The organism is Sinorhizobium terangae (assembly GCF_009601505.1).
Taxonomy (GTDB): domain Bacteria; phylum Pseudomonadota; class Alphaproteobacteria; order Rhizobiales; family Rhizobiaceae; genus Sinorhizobium; species Sinorhizobium terangae.
In genome coordinates, this window is record NZ_WITC01000036.1 from 37698 (window position 1) to 52818 (window position 15121).

Consider the following 15121-nt stretch of genomic DNA (forward strand, 5'->3'; position numbering starts at 1 on the left):
CCCTCCATAAGGAAGGTCGCAAGTGGTTCCCGGAAAAGCCGAAATCACTGCCGCAATTCCTGTTCCAGGCCCGCATCGATCAGGATCCGCCTCGCCTTCTCGGCATCATCCTCCGCAACCATGAAACGGCGCGGCAAAAGTCCAAGCGAGCCCTCCAAAATACTCATTCCCTGATCGGCAATAAGGCAGCCGATTCCGGCATCCTTCATCAGGCTTTCGGCGAAGGAGAGGAGTACGGCGTCGTTGGTGCGGATCAGTTCCTTCATTCGGCTCGGTTTTCCTGTCTTATTTCAAGCACGCGAGGCAATTCGCCTCTTGCCGCCTGAAAGCCCTCTTTCTATTGTCGAAATCGACGATGAAACAGGAGTCCGGGCGTTGGGCGTAGTGATACCGCTGGAAGACAATAAAAACAAACAGGCGTCTGTGAAGCCGCTCGTCGACCTGACCATGTCCGACATGGAACGGGTCAATCAATTGATCCTGTCCAAGGCCGGCTCCGATGTCCAGATGATCCCGGAGGTCGCCAACCACCTGATTTCGTCCGGCGGCAAACGCCTGCGCCCCATGCTCACGCTCGCCGCCGCCTCGCTGTTCGGCTACGAGGGCGACGCCCACGTCAAGCTCGCAACCAGCGTCGAGTTCATGCATACGGCGACACTGCTGCACGACGACGTCGTGGACGAAAGCGACCTCAGGCGTGGCAAATCGACGGCGCGCACGATCTGGGGCAACCAGGCAAGCGTGCTCGTTGGCGACTTCCTGCTCGGTCAGGCATTCCGCATGATGGTCGATGTCGGCTCGCTCGAGGCCCTCGACGTGCTTTCGACGGCGGCCTCGGTCATTGCAGAAGGCGAAGTCCTGCAGCTTTCGGTCGCCAAGAACATGGAGACAACCGAAGACGACTACCTGCAGGTGATCCGCGCCAAGACGGCGGCACTCTTCGCGGCGGCGGCGGAAGTCGGACCGATCGTCGCGGCAACCAGCAATGCGAACCGCAAGGCGCTGAAGTCCTACGGCATGAACCTCGGCTTGGCCTTCCAATTGGTCGACGATGTGCTCGACTACGGCGGCTCTTCGAGCGAACTCGGCAAGAATGTCGGCGATGATTTCCGTGAAGGCAAGATCACGCTGCCGGTCATCCTCTCCTATCGCCGCGGTACGCCGGAAGACCGCACCTTCTGGCGCGAAGCCATCGAAGGAGGAAACAGCGACGGTGCCAATCTTGAAAAGGCGCTCGGCCTCATCCGGCGCTATGGCGGGCTGAGCGACACGATTGCGCGTGCGCAGCATTATGGCACAATCGCGCGTGACGCATTGGCGCCGTTGCCGGCTTCTCCCTGGAAATCAGCGCTGATAGAGGTGATCGATTTCTGCATCGATCGAGTAAGCTAGACCGGCGGACAATTCCATATTAGGAATTTCTTGCCGCGTTGCGCCAAAAAAGCCATTCTGTTCCTCAAGACTTGCTTCCGGCAATCTCTGATCGATCCGGAACAACCAGCGACGGTGAAGCAAAACGCACCGTCGGCAATGAAAGGTTTGATATGCGGCAAAATACATTCCTTCGCCTTCTTAGCAGCGCAGCACTGCTTGCTTTCGCATCAGTGTCCGGCAGCTATCAGGCTTTTGCCGAGGAAAAGGCGGCGGTCGAAGACACGAAGCCTTTCGACATCAGATCGGTCGACACCTTTTCCGGCGCATTTCTCGCCGCCCGCACGGCCGATGTGGATCGCGACTTCGCATCAGCAACCGAGCTCTACAAGATTGCCCTGCGGTTGGAACCGGACAACAACGACGTCAAGCAGCGGCTGATGATCACGCTGCTCATGGCAGGCAAGCTTGATGAGGGCGTCAAGATCGCCGACGACCTCAAGTCCGATCCGGCCGTCGAACGGATCACGACGGTGGTCCGTGCCATCGAGGCGATCCGCAAGCGCGAATACCGCAGCGCCCAAAAGCTCCTCGCCTATGACGGCCCTAACGATCTCGACCGGCTGATGAATACGCTTCTGTCCTCCTGGGCGAAGTTCGGCCAGGGGCGGCCGAAGGAAGCGCTCGCGCAGATCAAGGCGCTTGAGGGCCCGGAATGGTTCCGTGTCTTCAAGAACTATCACGCCGGCGCGATCGCGCTTGCCGCCGGCGACAAGGCAACGGCACGCGCACGGCTCAACGACGCCATTCTCGACCGAGAAGGCGGCAGCGCCGCCCCGGACACATTCATGCGTTCGGTCGAGGCACTGGCACGCTTCGAGGCTCGCGAGGGTAACAAGCAAAAGGCGCTCGATACGATTGCCGTCGGCGAAGGTATGGTCAACAACTACACGCCGCTCGAGGCGCTGAGAAAGAGCATCGAGGAAGGCAAGCCTCAGGAACAGCAGGTTCGCACCGCCGTACAAGGCGCCGCCGCCGTGCTCTTTTCCGTCGGAGGCGCACTCAATCGCGAAGGCGCGGAAGACGTCGTTTCGCTTTATCTGCAGACTGCACGCCAGCTCGATCCGGAAAGTGCCGACATCCTCGTCATGCTCGGCGGCATTGCCGAAAACCTGAAGAAGCAGGATGAGGCGATTGCGCTTTACAAGAGCGTGCCGGAAGGTTCTCCGATGCGCCGCCTTTCCGAGCTCCAGCTTGGCCTTAGCCTTGCCAGCGTCGGCAAGGTCGATGAGGCCAAAAAGCACCTGAGAGCGCTGATCGACGTCGATCCGAAGAATATCCGCAACTATCTCGCCTATGGCAGCGTTCTGTCGGACGCCAAGGATTACAAGGAGATGGGCGAAGTCTACGACCGCGCCGTGGCGGCCATCGGTCCGGTACCGAAACGCGGCGACTGGACCGTGTTCTTCCAGCGCGGCATCGCGTACGAGCGGCAGAAGATCTGGGAGAAGGCCGAGCCGAATTTCCGCAAGGCGCTGGAGCTCAATCCGGACCAGCCGCAGGTCCTGAACTATCTCGGCTACTCCTGGGTCGACATGAACATTAACCTCGACGAGGGCCTAAACATGATCCGCAAGGCCGTCGAGCTCAAGCCCGACGACGGCTACATCGTCGATTCGCTCGGATGGGCCTATTTCCGGATGAACCGGTTTGACGATGCGGTAACAGAACTCGAGCGGGCGGCCGAGCTGATGGCGGGCGACGCCACGATCAACGACCACCTCGGCGATGCTTACTGGCGGGTCGGACGCAAGCTCGAAGCGGTATTCCAGTGGAATCAGGCACTGGAATTGAAGCCCGAGGAAGCAGAAATTCCGAAGATCAAGGCAAAGATCGAAAACGGCTTGCCGCCCGTCAAGCCGCAGGTTCCTGCCGCGGCCGACGCCAAGGAGTTGCCGAAGAAGACGGGGCCCGCGACGCCGGGCAAGAAATCCTGAGAATATGCATTTGGACGACATTCCGGGCTTCGCGCTGACATGCGCGGCGCCCGCCAAGATCAATCTGGCGCTGCATGTCGTCGGCCAGCGCGCCGACGGCCACCATCTTCTCCAAAGCCTCGTTACCTTCGCGGATTGCGGCGACCGGATCGGGCTTGCGTCGGCTGACGCCGACCGCTTCACGGTGTCCGGGCGCTTTGCGGACGGGTTGCCGCTTTCGGCGGAGAAAACGGGCGGCAATCTGGTGCTGCGCGCGCGCGACCTGCTGCGAAGAGACCTGATGTCACGAGGCATCGCCGCCGGTCCGGTCCATCTCCATCTCGAAAAGAACCTGCCGGTGGCCTCCGGCATTGGTGGCGGTTCGGCGGATGCGGCGGCAACGCTTCGTGGTCTCCTTACACTCTGGGGCGCGTCCGTCGAGCCGGCAAGGCTCGGTGCGGTTGCGCTCGAACTCGGGGCGGATGTGCCGATGTGCCTCGATGGCCGGCCGCTTCTCGCCGAGGGAATCGGCGAAGAGATCACCGCCCTTCCCGATCTCCCATCCTTTGCAATCGTTCTCGTCAATCCGCTGGTCGCCGTCTCGACGCCGATGATCTTCCGGACGCTCGTCAACAAGGTGAATCCACCGCTCGACCTGCCGAAAGGCATGAACACGGCGGCGGAATGGTTGTCGGCGATGGGCGATATGCGCAACGATCTGGAGGCGCCGGCGCGGAGGCTCGTTCCGGTGATCGAGGAAGTGTCCGTTAGCCTGAAGGCGGCGGGCGCCACGCTTGTGCGCATGTCCGGCTCCGGCGCCACCTGCTTCGGGCTGTTCGACAGCGACGAAAGCGCGCATCGGGCCGCCGAGCGTATTTCCGCCAGCCATCCGGAATGGTACGTTTGCGCCGCGCGAACTACACGGAGAGATTAGCACCCAATGCCAGGCATCGACGAAGGCCGTCCCTTCATTCCCGTCGGCATTGCCGTGCTCACGGTGTCCGACAGCCGTACGCGCGCCGACGACAGGTCAGGCGACACGCTTGAGGCGCGCATACGCGCGGCCGGCCATCGGCTCGAAGCACGGGAGATCGTCACCGACGACCGGCAGAAGATCTACGATCAGGTGAAGGCCTGGACGCTGGACGAGGCGATCGACGTGGTCATTACCACCGGAGGCACCGGCTTCACCGGCCGCGACGTGACGCCGGAGGCGCTTGAGCCACTGTTTGAAAAGCGCATGGACGGCTTTTCCGAAGTGTTCCACCGGATCTCTTACGAGAAGATCGGCACGTCGACGATCCAGTCGCGAGCCACCGGTGGCGTTGCCAATGCCACATTCATCTTCGTCCTGCCGGGATCACCGGGCGCCTGCAAGGACGCATGGGACGGCATCCTGAAACAACAGCTCGACTATCGGCACATGCCCTGCAATTTCGTTGAAATCATGCCGCGGCTGGACGAGCACCTCAAACGCGGCTGATTGCGTCCCGCAGTCCTTGTCTCGATATTTTTCCTCATCCAACTGCGGGTTGTTCCCAACGAAACAGCCGGGCTCGATCAAGCCCGGTACATTTCTCACCGTCAGCCGGCGTTGGGGGTGGCCGAAGGCGAGACCGATCATCCATCTCAAGCGCAGCGAAGACAAATCTTCCGACGACACGGGCGGGGGAAGAGCAGGATATATACGACGTGCCGTCCTCCGGATTGCATGGCAAGCCATTTTCGCTAGCAAGGTCATTTGAGAGCCGCTTCGGGGGGTGCCGCGGACAAGACAGGCACCCCATTCTTGCAGTAGCCAGCGACTACTCCGCAGCCGGCCGATTGCCGGCCGCCACCCAAGCGGGAACAATCTCAGTCGACAGTTTGCGCACCGCACGAACATTGACCATGTCGCTGAGCCGCATATTCGCGCGAGCGACGGCGATTGCATCGCGCTTCTGCATCAGGAATCCCGTCTCAAGCGGGCGTGCCCTGCGCGAGAGACGACTTAACAGCGGACGGCGATGCATTCGTGAGGGAGAGAACCGCGCCGGGTTTCTGTTGAGCGACACATATTCGAGAAGCTCGTCCACCCATCTTCCGGTCGGTCGCGCGCCCGGCTCCAGGAGCATTACCCATTCCCCCCGGGCAGAACGGACAATGTCGCCCAAATCCCAATCGACACAGAAACGGCACCCGGCAGCATCGGCGACGCGCGACGAACCGTCCTTTGAACCGTGATCGAGAATGATGACGTCGCTGACGAGGCCCTCCACGGCGCCGGCAACAAGCACGGACAGCGTCTGCGCAAGCTCGGCCTCGTTGTCCCGTGTTTCCATGATGATCGTCAGCATAGTCGTTCCTACCGCATTGCACTCACAAATGCTACAGCCATCGGGGTCGCCCGCTTCGCCGCCCCGGTGCGATCTTCTGTCGCTCAAATTCTAAAGATTTGTTCTTGCTTTGTTCTCGCTCCTGCGATAGGAAAATAATCAGGACGAAACGAAGCCCCGTCTCTTCCGAGGAGATATCGATGACCGAGCTGTCTCAATTGAGGCAGGGCGCCTTTGCGCCCGCCAACACCGCGGACAAGGCCGAAGCAATGATCAAGGGGACGGGCCTGAGGATCGACATCGATCGCCGGCGTGGCCGCGGCGCGGGCCTGAACATGTCCGGCCGCTTCGAACCGCAATCGCGTGAGGTCTTCGACGACGGTTGGGAGAGCATCGAGGAACTGCCGCCCTTCAAGACGGAAGTCCAGGTCGAGAAGCCACGTGCGGTTATCACGCGCAACGAATCTCCGGACATTGGTTTCGACCGCTCGATCAATCCTTACCGCGGTTGCGAGCACGGCTGCATCTACTGTTTCGCGCGCCCGACCCATGCCTATATGGGCCTCTCGGCGGGCCTCGATTTCGAGTCCAAACTTTTCGCCAAGCCCGACGCCCCGCGTCTGCTGGAACGGGAGTTGGCGAGGCCCGACTATAAGGTTCGTCCGATCGCGATCGGCACCAATACCGACCCCTACCAACCGATCGAGAAGGAATGGCGGATCATGCGCCAGATCCTCGAAGTGTTGAAGGCGGCAAACCACCCTGTGATGATCGTCACCAAGTCGGCCATGGTGACACGCGACATCGATCTGCTTGCCCCGATGGCGGAAATGGGATTGGCGCGGGTCGGCATTTCGGTGACCACGCTCGATCGAAAACTGGCGCGCACGATGGAACCGCGGGCATCGACGCCGGCAAAGCGGCTCGAGGCGATCCGCGCCATCTCGGATGCAGGTATTCCCGCCGGTGTTCTGGTTTCACCGATCATCCCGGCGCTGAACGACCATGAGATCGAGCGCGTGCTCGATTCGGCGAAGGCGGCGGGCGCGTCGGAAGCGAGCTACGTGCTGTTGCGGCTGCCACTCGAGGTAAGCCCGCTCTTTCGCGATTGGCTGCTGCGGAATTATCCGGACCGCTACCGCCACGTCATGTCACTGATCCGCTCCATGCGTGGCGGCAAGGACTATGACGCCGAGTTCGGCAAGCGCATGAAAGGGGCTGGCCCCTATGCCTGGCAGATCGGCCGGCGCTTCGAGCTTGCTGCCAAGCGCCTGGGGCTCAACCTGACGCGCCGGCAATTGCGCAATGACGTCTTCGTGCCGCCACTCGGAATGGGAGTTCAACTGTCATTGCTTTAGGTCAGCGCACCCCCTGAGACTTCTCGCCAAATACAAGCCGATCTCCTCTCCGACAGGAGTTCGATAGCATCGTTCAAGCAAAATCTCGGTTCCGGCGCCCTCCCCTGCCTCGTGATGGCGCTGGTTTTCCTCCCGGTTACCGCCGCACTCGTACCGGGGGGCTTGAAGGGAATCGGGCGAATATGCGAGGGTCCCCGCATGTCACGTCGCAATCCGCCCGATTCCCCACTCTTTCCCATCGAGCTGCCCGTCCCTGATTTCGGCTTCGAGCTTGCCGCCCGCCGCGATGGTTTTTGGCCTGTCGCCGGCGCGGACGAGGCGGGGCGGGGACCCTTGGCCGGCCCCGTCGTTGCTGCGGCGGTCATTCTCGATCCGGACGCCATTCCGAATGGTCTGAACGACAGCAAGCTCCTGAGCGCCGAGCAGCGCGAAGCACTATTTGAGCAAATTCTCGCGACGGCGACGGTGTCGATCGCCTCGTCTTCGGCGACACGCATCGACACGACCGATATTCTCAAGGCAAGCCTCGACGCGATGCGCCGGGCCGTCGATGGTCTTTCCACGACCGCGCGTTTCCTGCTCGTCGACGGCCGTGATGTTCCGCCGGGAATTTCCTGCCACGCCAAAGCGATCATCAAAGGCGATTCCCGGTCGATGTCGATCGCTGCTGCATCGATCGTCGCCAAGGTGACTCGCGATCGGATGATGGCGCGCGCCGATGTCACTTTCCCGGCCTATGGCTTCGCCATTCATGCCGGCTATGCCACCACAAAGCATCGAAACGCCATCGACAGCCACGGCCCCTGCTCGCTGCATCGAATGAGTTTCCGGCCCTTTCGCCAGGTTTGATGCCTTCGACCAGCAATCGACAGGTGGCGCGCCAGAGCATTTTGCAGTCAGGTGAAATCACCTGACGTCGCGCAAATGCGGCAAAAGCAAACGGATAAAGCGGTGGCGCGAACGCACGTAAGCGCATCCCGCGCTATAACGCGGCCCGTCTTCGAGACGCGCAAAGATGGCTGCAGCACATTGAATTGGCCGCCGAGCGAGCTTCCCCCCAAGGGTTGGACTGGCGCCGCGATAACTCCCCTCGCCGTCGACGTCCAGCAATCGCTCGCCTCAGGCACTCGCCGCATGCAAAAAACCCCCGAAAGTGGAGGTCCAACTTTCGGGGGTCAATTCGCGAGGTGACGCCTTCTTTGAATTTTCAGATCGTTGCCGTCTCAGTTGAGCCGAGTCTTGACCTCGCCGAGCGCCTTCTTGAACAGCGTATCCTGCGCATCGGCATCGGTCTTGGTCGACAAGACCTTCTCTGCGGCGCTGATCGCCAGATCAACGGCTGCCGAACGGACCGCATTGATCGCGTCGCTTTCGGCCTGCTTGATCTTCTGTTCGGAAAGTGCCGTGCGGCGCGCGACATATTCCTCGGTCTTCTGCTTGGCTTCCGCCGTCAGCATTTCCGCTTCCCGCTGCGCGGCGGCAACGATGCTGGCGGCCTCGGCCTCAGCGTCCTTGCGCTTGCGCTGATACTCGGCCACCAGGCTCTGGGCCTCTTCGCGCAGGCGCTTGGCTTCCGCCAGTTCGTTGCCGATCTTGTTGGCGCGAGCGTCGAGCGCGCTGGCCATCATCCCCGGAACCTTCAGATAGGCGATGAGGGCCAGGAAGAGGATCAGGCCGATAAGGGCGTAGAAAGTAGCATCAAGTGCCATCGTTCATTGTTCCTCAGTTGCCTGCCGATGCCTTGACGGCGGCAGCGATCTCGGCCTTGGTGACGGTTCCACCGATCAGTTGCTTGACGACCGCGGTTGCCGTTTCCTCGGCGATCGCGCCGACATCGGCGAGCGCCTTGGACTTGATATCGGCAATGCGCGTTTCAGCGGCGGTGATCTTCTTCGCCAAGTCTGCCTCAACCGCAGTCCGGTCGGCGCTGGCCTTCGCCTTAGCAGCCTCGCGTGCCGTATCGGCGATCGAATGGCCCTTGGCCTTGGCGGTTGCCAGTTCCTGCTCGTAGGACGCGATGGCAGCGTCGGCTTCGCCTTTGAGGCGGGACGCTTCATCCAGGTCCTGAGCGATCCGGTCGTGGCGGGTCTCGAGAATGCCGCCAATACGCGGAATGATGACCTTCGACATCAATAGATAGAAGAGGCCGAACGTGATCGCGAGCCAAAGCAACTGCGATGCGAAATGGCTCGAATCGAAGGGCGGGAACACGCCCGTGCCGTGTTCGCCTTCGGGGGCCACACCCGTTTCGGTGTGCACCTCGCCGGCTGCAGCGGGTTCGTGCGCTTCGCCTTCAGTGGTGGTTGACTGGGCATAAGCCGCGGTCACAAACATGCTCACCTCCAGGTGCACTCAAGAATATGCGTGACCGCGGCCCCTGATGGAGGCCGCGGTCAAAACTTCGGTCCGTATTAGACGGCGAAGAGGAGGAGCAGGGCTACGAGCAGCGAGAAGATGCCCAGAGCTTCCGTAACGGCGAAGCCGAATACGAGGCGGCCGAACTGGCCGTCAGCAGCCGACGGATTGCGCAGAGCGCCGGACAGGTAGCTGCCGAAGATGTTGCCGAGGCCGAGAGCCGTGCCGGCCATACCGAGGCATGCAAGACCTGCACCGATGAACTTTGCTGCTTCCGCTTCCATGATTGACTCCTTCGAATGGTGTTGCGGCTTAGATTTGTGCTTCCGGCGGTTTGTCCGACCGGAAGCCAGCGACTGTTATTCCCTAGTGGCTTCCCGGATGGACGGCGTCGTTGAGGTACATGCAGGTCAGCACCGCAAAGACATAGGCCTGGAGGAAGGCGACCAGGAATTCAAGACCGGTGAGAGCGACGGTCATGAGGAGCGGCAGGACCGCGCCGCCGATGCCGAGCGCGCCAAACGCGCTGAGCGAGGCGACGAAGCCTGCGAAGACCTTCAGCGTGATGTGGCCGGCCAGCATGTTGGCGAAGAGACGGACCGACAGGCTGATCGGACGGGAAAGGAACGAGATGACTTCGATCGACACCACCAGCGGCAGGAGCGCACCCGGCACCCCATGCGGCACGAAAAGCTTAAGGAAGCTCAGGCCGTGCTTATAGAAGCCGTAGAGAATGACCGTGCCGATCACGAAGACGGCGAGTGCGAAGGTAACGATGATCTGACTGGTGACGGTGAAGAAATAGGGAAACATGCCGAGCAGGTTCGCCGTCAGGATGAACATGAACAGCGAGAACACCATCGGGAAGAATTTCATCCCGTGGCTTCCGGCCCCCTCGCGCAGCATCGAGGCGATGAATTCATAGGACATTTCCGAGACCGACTGCATGCGCGTCGGGATCAGGCCGCGCTGCGAGGTCGTCAGATAGAGAAAGCCGGCAGCCGCACCGACGGTCGCGACCATGAACAGCGACGCATTGGTGAAGGAAAAGTCAATTCCGCCAATCTCGATCGGGACAATCTTGTTGACCAGGAACTGGTGGGTCGGATCGTTTGACACCGCGCTTCTCTTTCGTTTTGCCCGCCCGCGAGCGGAAATCGTGTTCATTCGGGCAACGCCTCAGGCGCCATCCCCGTCCTTCTTGTCATTTCCAGGGCTGCGTCTTCCCTGGTCCGGCGTTGCCACCAGCCCGGCCGACCGCAGCACATTCAAGACGCCGGCACAGAACCCGAGCAGCAGCAAGACGATCATGCCCCACGGCCCTGTACCCGCAAAGTGGTCCAAAAGATAGCCCAGAAACGCCCCGACCACGATGCCGGCGATGAACTCGCTCGAGAGCTTCATCGCCGCCGCGTAGCCTTGCCGACTTTCCGCAGCGCGCGTCTCGACGTCGTCCGACTTGTCCGTCCGCTTGGACGCGATGTCGTCGCCAAGGCGCTTCAGCCGCGTTTCCAGACTTTCTTCCGGCTTCTCCGTCACATGGCTCCCCTTTGCAGTCCCCACGCGGTCTTAAACGCGATCTCGGTCATACAAACGGCCGGTGTTCAAGCCACGCTTCGGCCCCATTTGAAGTCGCGCGCAACATAGTTTTAGGCACCCGCATAGTCAAGGCATGCGAGCCCCTTCGACGTGGACAATATTTCTCCATGATTTCAGATAGTTAGCCAGAATATTGGCAAGCTGCGGCAAAGCAGCAACGAGAATCGGCGGCGACCGGACTGTATCAGGTAACCGCGCGGCGCCAGATCATCCGGCGGAGTCGAGACTGTCTATCAGCTCCAGCCGCCGCCATAGGTGCGATAGAAGATGTGCAAGCCGATCTTGCCGACGCGCTTCATGGTTTTTGCCCAGGCCGGGTTCACATAGGTCGCGTGATAATGTGTTGCCGACCCCACTTCCGGCAGCCAGATCTTACCGGCGGTGACGGCCATTGCGACTTCCTTGGCGGTCTTCCAGTGCGAGCGCGAGTAGATCAGGTCGCGGATCATGTCGCAGGCGAAGGAGAACTGGCAACGGTTGCGCCAGGCCTTGTTCTGATAGACGACGCCGCAAATCGTCTTCGGGTAGGTCGGGTTGCGGACGCGATTGAGAATGACCTGCGCCACTGCGGCCTGGCCTTTCACGGACTCGCTGCGGGCCTCGAAGTAGATTCCTTCGGCGAGGCAGGTCTGCTCTTCCTTGCTGAAGACCGTGGCGGGCAAGGCGGTTGCCGCCCAGGCGTGGTCGTCGGGCGCGATTTCCGGAATGAAGCGGCCGGCGTTCTTGTCTTCCCTGAGAATCGAATCGAAGGGCGACTCACGCGCATAGTCCGGCTCGGGCCGGACATAGGCGGTCGCAAGAATATCGGCCTTGTCGTTGGTAATCAGCTTGGCGAGCATCGGCGAAACGCCGGGATCGGCCTTCGGCGGCTTCTTTCGGTAGAAGGCCGTGGCGATCTCGATCTCCTTGCCCTTGATACGCGGCTTGGCGAAAACCATCTTCTCGAGCCCGTCGAAGTCCGGCTCCATCAGCGAACTCGTACGCTGGAGGATCGAACCGGCGGTAAAGTCCTTCGGCGGCGTCACGGGGGTGACGGCAATGATCCGACCCTTCTTCAGCTTGCGGGTCACGCGGTCTTCGTCTGGCGAGGCGCCCTCGTGCTTGGTTTCCGCGGTCAGCGCCACATGGCTGCCGTCGGGCATCGTGATGCCGGCACCACCATCCAGGGCACCGGTGGTGATCGGATCGGCGAACACCATCTCGACCTCGTGCAGCGAACCCGCCGGCGATTGTGTCAGATACATCCGCCAGCGCTCGCCGCCTCGGTTGATGCCGGACAGGAAGGTCGCCAGGTCGGAATAGGCGACCGCTGAGGGGAAGCTCAGGAAAATGGCAATGCCGATCATCGCGGGCGCAGCCCAGGCCGGCAAAGACATACGAGACTTGCAACGCAACTTCTGGCTCTTACGCACCAACCGGCTCCACGCAACACTTACTCGGGCACGCGTTCTCCCAAGCCGGCGAAGGGCCAGCTCCAAGATTCCGTGCAGGAAGCTAAGATTTGGAAGCGGTCGGACAGCGCACCGAAACCGCCTCGGTAGAGCCTAGAAAATGCAGGAATAACCTAGTTGCTTGTGCGCTTTGTGCGCGTCAGCTCCGGGCTAACCCTCATCTCTAACTCTCCATGCATGAACCATAGGAGCGTCATGGTTAATGCTGGTTTAATGGACGACAGGAAATGCAGTTGCGCGAGTTGATGTCGGAGCAACGGGCCGTTTCTTTGAAGCTCAAGGCGGTGGGCGTTGCGTCGTTGAAGAGCAATATGGGCTGGTACCAGACATCATCGAGGCCCTGCCGTTCCGCCGCAGTGTAATCGCCACCGCCGCACCGGATCCTCTTTGGCGAACGGTGCCAGTCGCTGGGCGCACCGTTGAGCGCCCAGGCGAGCGCACGAGCATCGCTAAAACCGCAGCACAAGCCCAAGGATCGGCCCCTGCTGGACGGCATCGAACACGAATCCGTCGTCGCTATAGTCCACCCCCAGAGCGCGGTAGCCGGCAACCGCCGAAATCGTGTCGCTGAACCGGTAGCCGATCGCCGCGGCAACGTCCCAGTCGAGATCGGCAGCACCGGCACCGATGAGCCCCCAACCCGTCAGGTAAATTTCAGGTGTCAGCGAATAGGTACCGCGAAAGCCGGCCAGACCGTCCACCCAGGTGGCGTCATCGCTTCTGGAGCGCCCATCAAGAAGCCCGCCGTGGAAGGAAAGCTCGCTTTCGACGGACCATACGCGCAGGCCGCCGACCACGTCCAACCGAGCTGCCCCGCTCTCGAAGACGGAGTATCCCACGCCGAGCAGCCCGGCGAACGTTTCCGATGTGAGCTCGACGTCCGTTGCGAGAACACCTCGCGGTGTGCCCGCTTGGCCCGAAATCTTGGTGTACATGACGTCAGCGAAGATGCTGTACGGTCCGTTGCGGGCTTCGCCAATCGCCATCGCACCGAACTCAAGGTGATCGAAGATATCGCTGAAACTGGCATCGACATCCACCGCCGGCAGCCCGAACTGCGCGACGTCACCCGACAATCCGGCCGCCCAGAAATAGGGGGCGAAGGAAAAGGTCCATCCGCTTTCGGTGGTCGTCTGCTGAACCTCCGGCGTCATCGGGGAATAAATGTCCGCGGCCTTGACCGTGCCGGCAACGAGGCAAGTTCCGATTGCCGCTAGAGTACGAACGATGCAAATCTTCATGATATCTCCCTGTAACGGTCGCTGTTGCGAGCAATCTCTCTTCCAAGCCCCTCGTTCAATCCCGGCTCAGGACAGCAGCCTGATCCGTCATCTGCCGGGCTATCGGCTGCAGTTCCCGGACCTCTCCTGACTCTGCTCTCCGCACGCGCTATCGGACGTATTTGACCTCGCCGCGCCGGATGGTCCGACGAGTGTCTCGACGTGGTGGACGTAATTCTGCCGCGTGTTCTGATCGACTATGGCAGCAGGAGCAGCAACGACCAGGCCTGCTGCGGTTCCGACGGTCTGGGCGGCCCCGGCGGTCACCGCCACGATATGGTCGCCAAGCCCCAGACGACTGTCGGTCAAGGTCTGGCCGCTGGACAGTCGGCTGCCAATCAGTTGTACGATTTCCGGCGACTCCGCGAACTTTGTGTGGTGCAGATTGTCACCTGCCTTGATCCTGGTGAGATCGATGACGGTGATCCCGTTCGCAGCCAGTTCCTCCCTGTAGGGCGACTGCTCCGGATCGATCGCTCCCAGCCGCGAGACATTTCCCCAGACGCGACGAGAAACGGCGAGCGCACGGTCATCGCGGGAAACGAAGAGCGTGAAGCGCGGCCGTTGCTTGCCCATGTCGGCGATCTGCGAACCGAAGACGTCGACATCCACGTCCGGCGCCGCCAACATGACATTCTTGAACTTCGCCGGCAGCCCGTCGTTGCGGATGGCCATCTGCCGCAAGGATTCCAGCGCCAGCCAATTGCCCATCGAATGGGCCAGGATCGAGACTTCCTTAACCTCGGGATCACGCGCCAGATACTGAAACAAGTCTTCTACCGCGTTGCGGGTATAGTTGGTGCTTTCGCGGTCGTAGCCATAGGCGAGCAGACTCCCCCGTGACGGCCACGTCGCAAGCACCGGTACGCTGTGCGCACCCGAGTCGTGGATGATCTGCGCAAAACGGAAGACCGCATCCTCGAACTGGTTGTTGAACCCATGGATAAAGACGAGGACGCTGCCATCCGGGCTCTTGCGCACATGGCTGTTCAACCATTTTTCGGCCGCACTGCGGTCAACTTCCGCCGCCTTCAACGCTGCGAAGTCCGTCTCCGGATTCGGCGGAAGCTTGCGCGGCCAAGCGACTTCACCCGCCTTGCGTGCGGTCTCAGGCGGAATGGACACTGTAATGTCCGCGAATGCCGGAATGAGCGCGCGTTCACCGCTGAACATCTCGCCCGGCTTTTCCGCCCGGCCCCGGGTCGTCGCAACCAGCATTTCAACTTGGGTGGCTGACGGATTGGCCGCTACCGGCACGAGCACCCCCGTCGGGCGGCCCGCACACGCGGAGAGCACCATCGCGCTCAAGGCCGCGACGCATGGTAAAAGCAGCCATGACAGTCGTCCTCCGCCTTTGGCGTTCCGGGAGTGGTGCCGCGTCAATTCAATTACTCCTGTATGCACGCCGGCGGAAAG

Annotated in this window: 16 protein-coding genes; 6 read left to right on the plus strand and 10 right to left on the minus strand. The window is 61.3% G+C overall.

Translation table 11 applies throughout. The features are described from left to right. Nucleotides 1–44 precede the first annotated feature (44 nt). Nucleotides 45–266 carry a putative signal transducing protein gene (locus GHK62_RS08580; protein WP_153438107.1) on the minus strand — a complete coding sequence of 74 codons (222 nt, stop codon included), beginning with the start codon at nt 264–266 and terminating at the stop codon, nt 45–47. Between the two features lie 109 nt (nt 267–375). On the opposite strand from GHK62_RS08580, the gene GHK62_RS08585 reads away from it, so the two are divergent. The 4 genes from GHK62_RS08585 (at nt 376) to moaB (ending at nt 4830) form a co-directional block, all read left to right on the plus strand. Continuing rightward, on the plus strand, nt 376–1392 hold the full coding sequence (locus GHK62_RS08585; RefSeq protein WP_153438109.1) for a polyprenyl synthetase family protein: 1017 nt from the start codon (nt 376–378) through the stop codon (nt 1390–1392). 152 nt (nt 1393–1544) lie between these two features. Then, nucleotides 1545–3368 carry a tetratricopeptide repeat protein gene (locus tag GHK62_RS08590; protein WP_153438111.1) on the plus strand — a complete coding sequence of 608 codons (1824 nt, stop codon included), beginning with the start codon at nt 1545–1547 and terminating at the stop codon, nt 3366–3368. Nucleotides 3369–3372: 4 nt separating this feature from the next. Next, nucleotides 3373–4281 carry a 4-(cytidine 5'-diphospho)-2-C-methyl-D-erythritol kinase gene (locus GHK62_RS08595; protein ID WP_153438113.1) on the plus strand — a complete coding sequence of 303 codons (909 nt, stop codon included), beginning with the start codon at nt 3373–3375 and terminating at the stop codon, nt 4279–4281. Between the two features lie 6 nt (nt 4282–4287). Continuing rightward, a complete protein-coding gene (moaB, locus tag GHK62_RS08600) occupies nt 4288–4830 on the plus strand; it encodes a molybdenum cofactor biosynthesis protein B (RefSeq protein WP_153438115.1) in 543 nt (180 codons plus the stop codon). Nucleotides 4831–5152: 322 nt separating this feature from the next. Here moaB and GHK62_RS08605 read toward each other — a convergent pair whose 3' ends face one another. Then, a complete protein-coding gene (locus GHK62_RS08605) occupies nt 5153–5683 on the minus strand; it encodes a glycosyltransferase family protein (protein ID WP_153438118.1) in 531 nt (176 codons plus the stop codon). A 179-nt stretch (nt 5684–5862) separates the two neighbouring features. Here GHK62_RS08605 and GHK62_RS08610 point away from each other — a divergent pair, with 179 nt between their 5' ends. Continuing rightward, entirely contained in the window at nt 5863–7020 is a 1158-nt protein-coding gene (locus tag GHK62_RS08610; protein WP_153438120.1) for a PA0069 family radical SAM protein, read from the plus strand. Nucleotides 7021–7218: 198 nt separating this feature from the next. Continuing rightward, nucleotides 7219–7869 (plus strand): ribonuclease HII, encoded by a 651-nt coding sequence (locus tag GHK62_RS08615; protein WP_153438122.1) that lies wholly within the window; start codon nt 7219–7221, stop codon nt 7867–7869. Between the two features lie 374 nt (nt 7870–8243). On the opposite strand, the gene GHK62_RS08620 is transcribed toward GHK62_RS08615, so the two are convergent. The 8 genes from GHK62_RS08620 to GHK62_RS08655 all read right to left on the minus strand — a co-directional run bounded on the left by GHK62_RS08620 (nt 8244) and on the right by GHK62_RS08655 (nt 15088). Continuing rightward, nucleotides 8244–8729, minus strand: a complete 486-nt coding sequence (locus GHK62_RS08620) for a F0F1 ATP synthase subunit B (protein WP_153438124.1) — start codon at nt 8727–8729, stop codon at nt 8244–8246. A gap of 13 nt (nt 8730–8742) precedes the next feature. Then, nucleotides 8743–9354, minus strand: a complete 612-nt coding sequence (locus GHK62_RS08625) for a F0F1 ATP synthase subunit B (RefSeq protein WP_153438126.1) — start codon at nt 9352–9354, stop codon at nt 8743–8745. 77 nt (nt 9355–9431) lie between these two features. After that, nucleotides 9432–9659, minus strand: coding sequence for a F0F1 ATP synthase subunit C (locus GHK62_RS08630; RefSeq protein WP_012707029.1), 228 nt, complete (start codon nt 9657–9659; stop codon nt 9432–9434). An 82-nt stretch (nt 9660–9741) separates the two neighbouring features. Then, nucleotides 9742–10494: a F0F1 ATP synthase subunit A gene (locus GHK62_RS08635; RefSeq protein ID WP_184108444.1), complete on the minus strand. Its 753-nt coding sequence runs from the start codon at nt 10492–10494 to the stop codon at nt 9742–9744. Between the two features lie 60 nt (nt 10495–10554). Further along, nucleotides 10555–10914, minus strand: a complete 360-nt coding sequence (locus tag GHK62_RS08640) for an AtpZ/AtpI family protein (protein WP_184108443.1) — start codon at nt 10912–10914, stop codon at nt 10555–10557. A 293-nt stretch (nt 10915–11207) separates the two neighbouring features. Continuing rightward, on the minus strand, nt 11208–12350 hold the full coding sequence (locus tag GHK62_RS08645) for a cell wall hydrolase (protein WP_153438131.1): 1143 nt from the start codon (nt 12348–12350) through the stop codon (nt 11208–11210). A 524-nt stretch (nt 12351–12874) separates the two neighbouring features. Continuing rightward, nucleotides 12875–13666: a hypothetical protein gene (locus GHK62_RS08650; protein WP_153438133.1), complete on the minus strand. Its 792-nt coding sequence runs from the start codon at nt 13664–13666 to the stop codon at nt 12875–12877. A gap of 99 nt (nt 13667–13765) precedes the next feature. Then, nucleotides 13766–15088 (minus strand): alpha/beta hydrolase, encoded by a 1323-nt coding sequence (locus GHK62_RS08655; RefSeq protein WP_234886831.1) that lies wholly within the window; start codon nt 15086–15088, stop codon nt 13766–13768. Between the last annotated feature and the right edge of the window lie 33 nt (nt 15089–15121).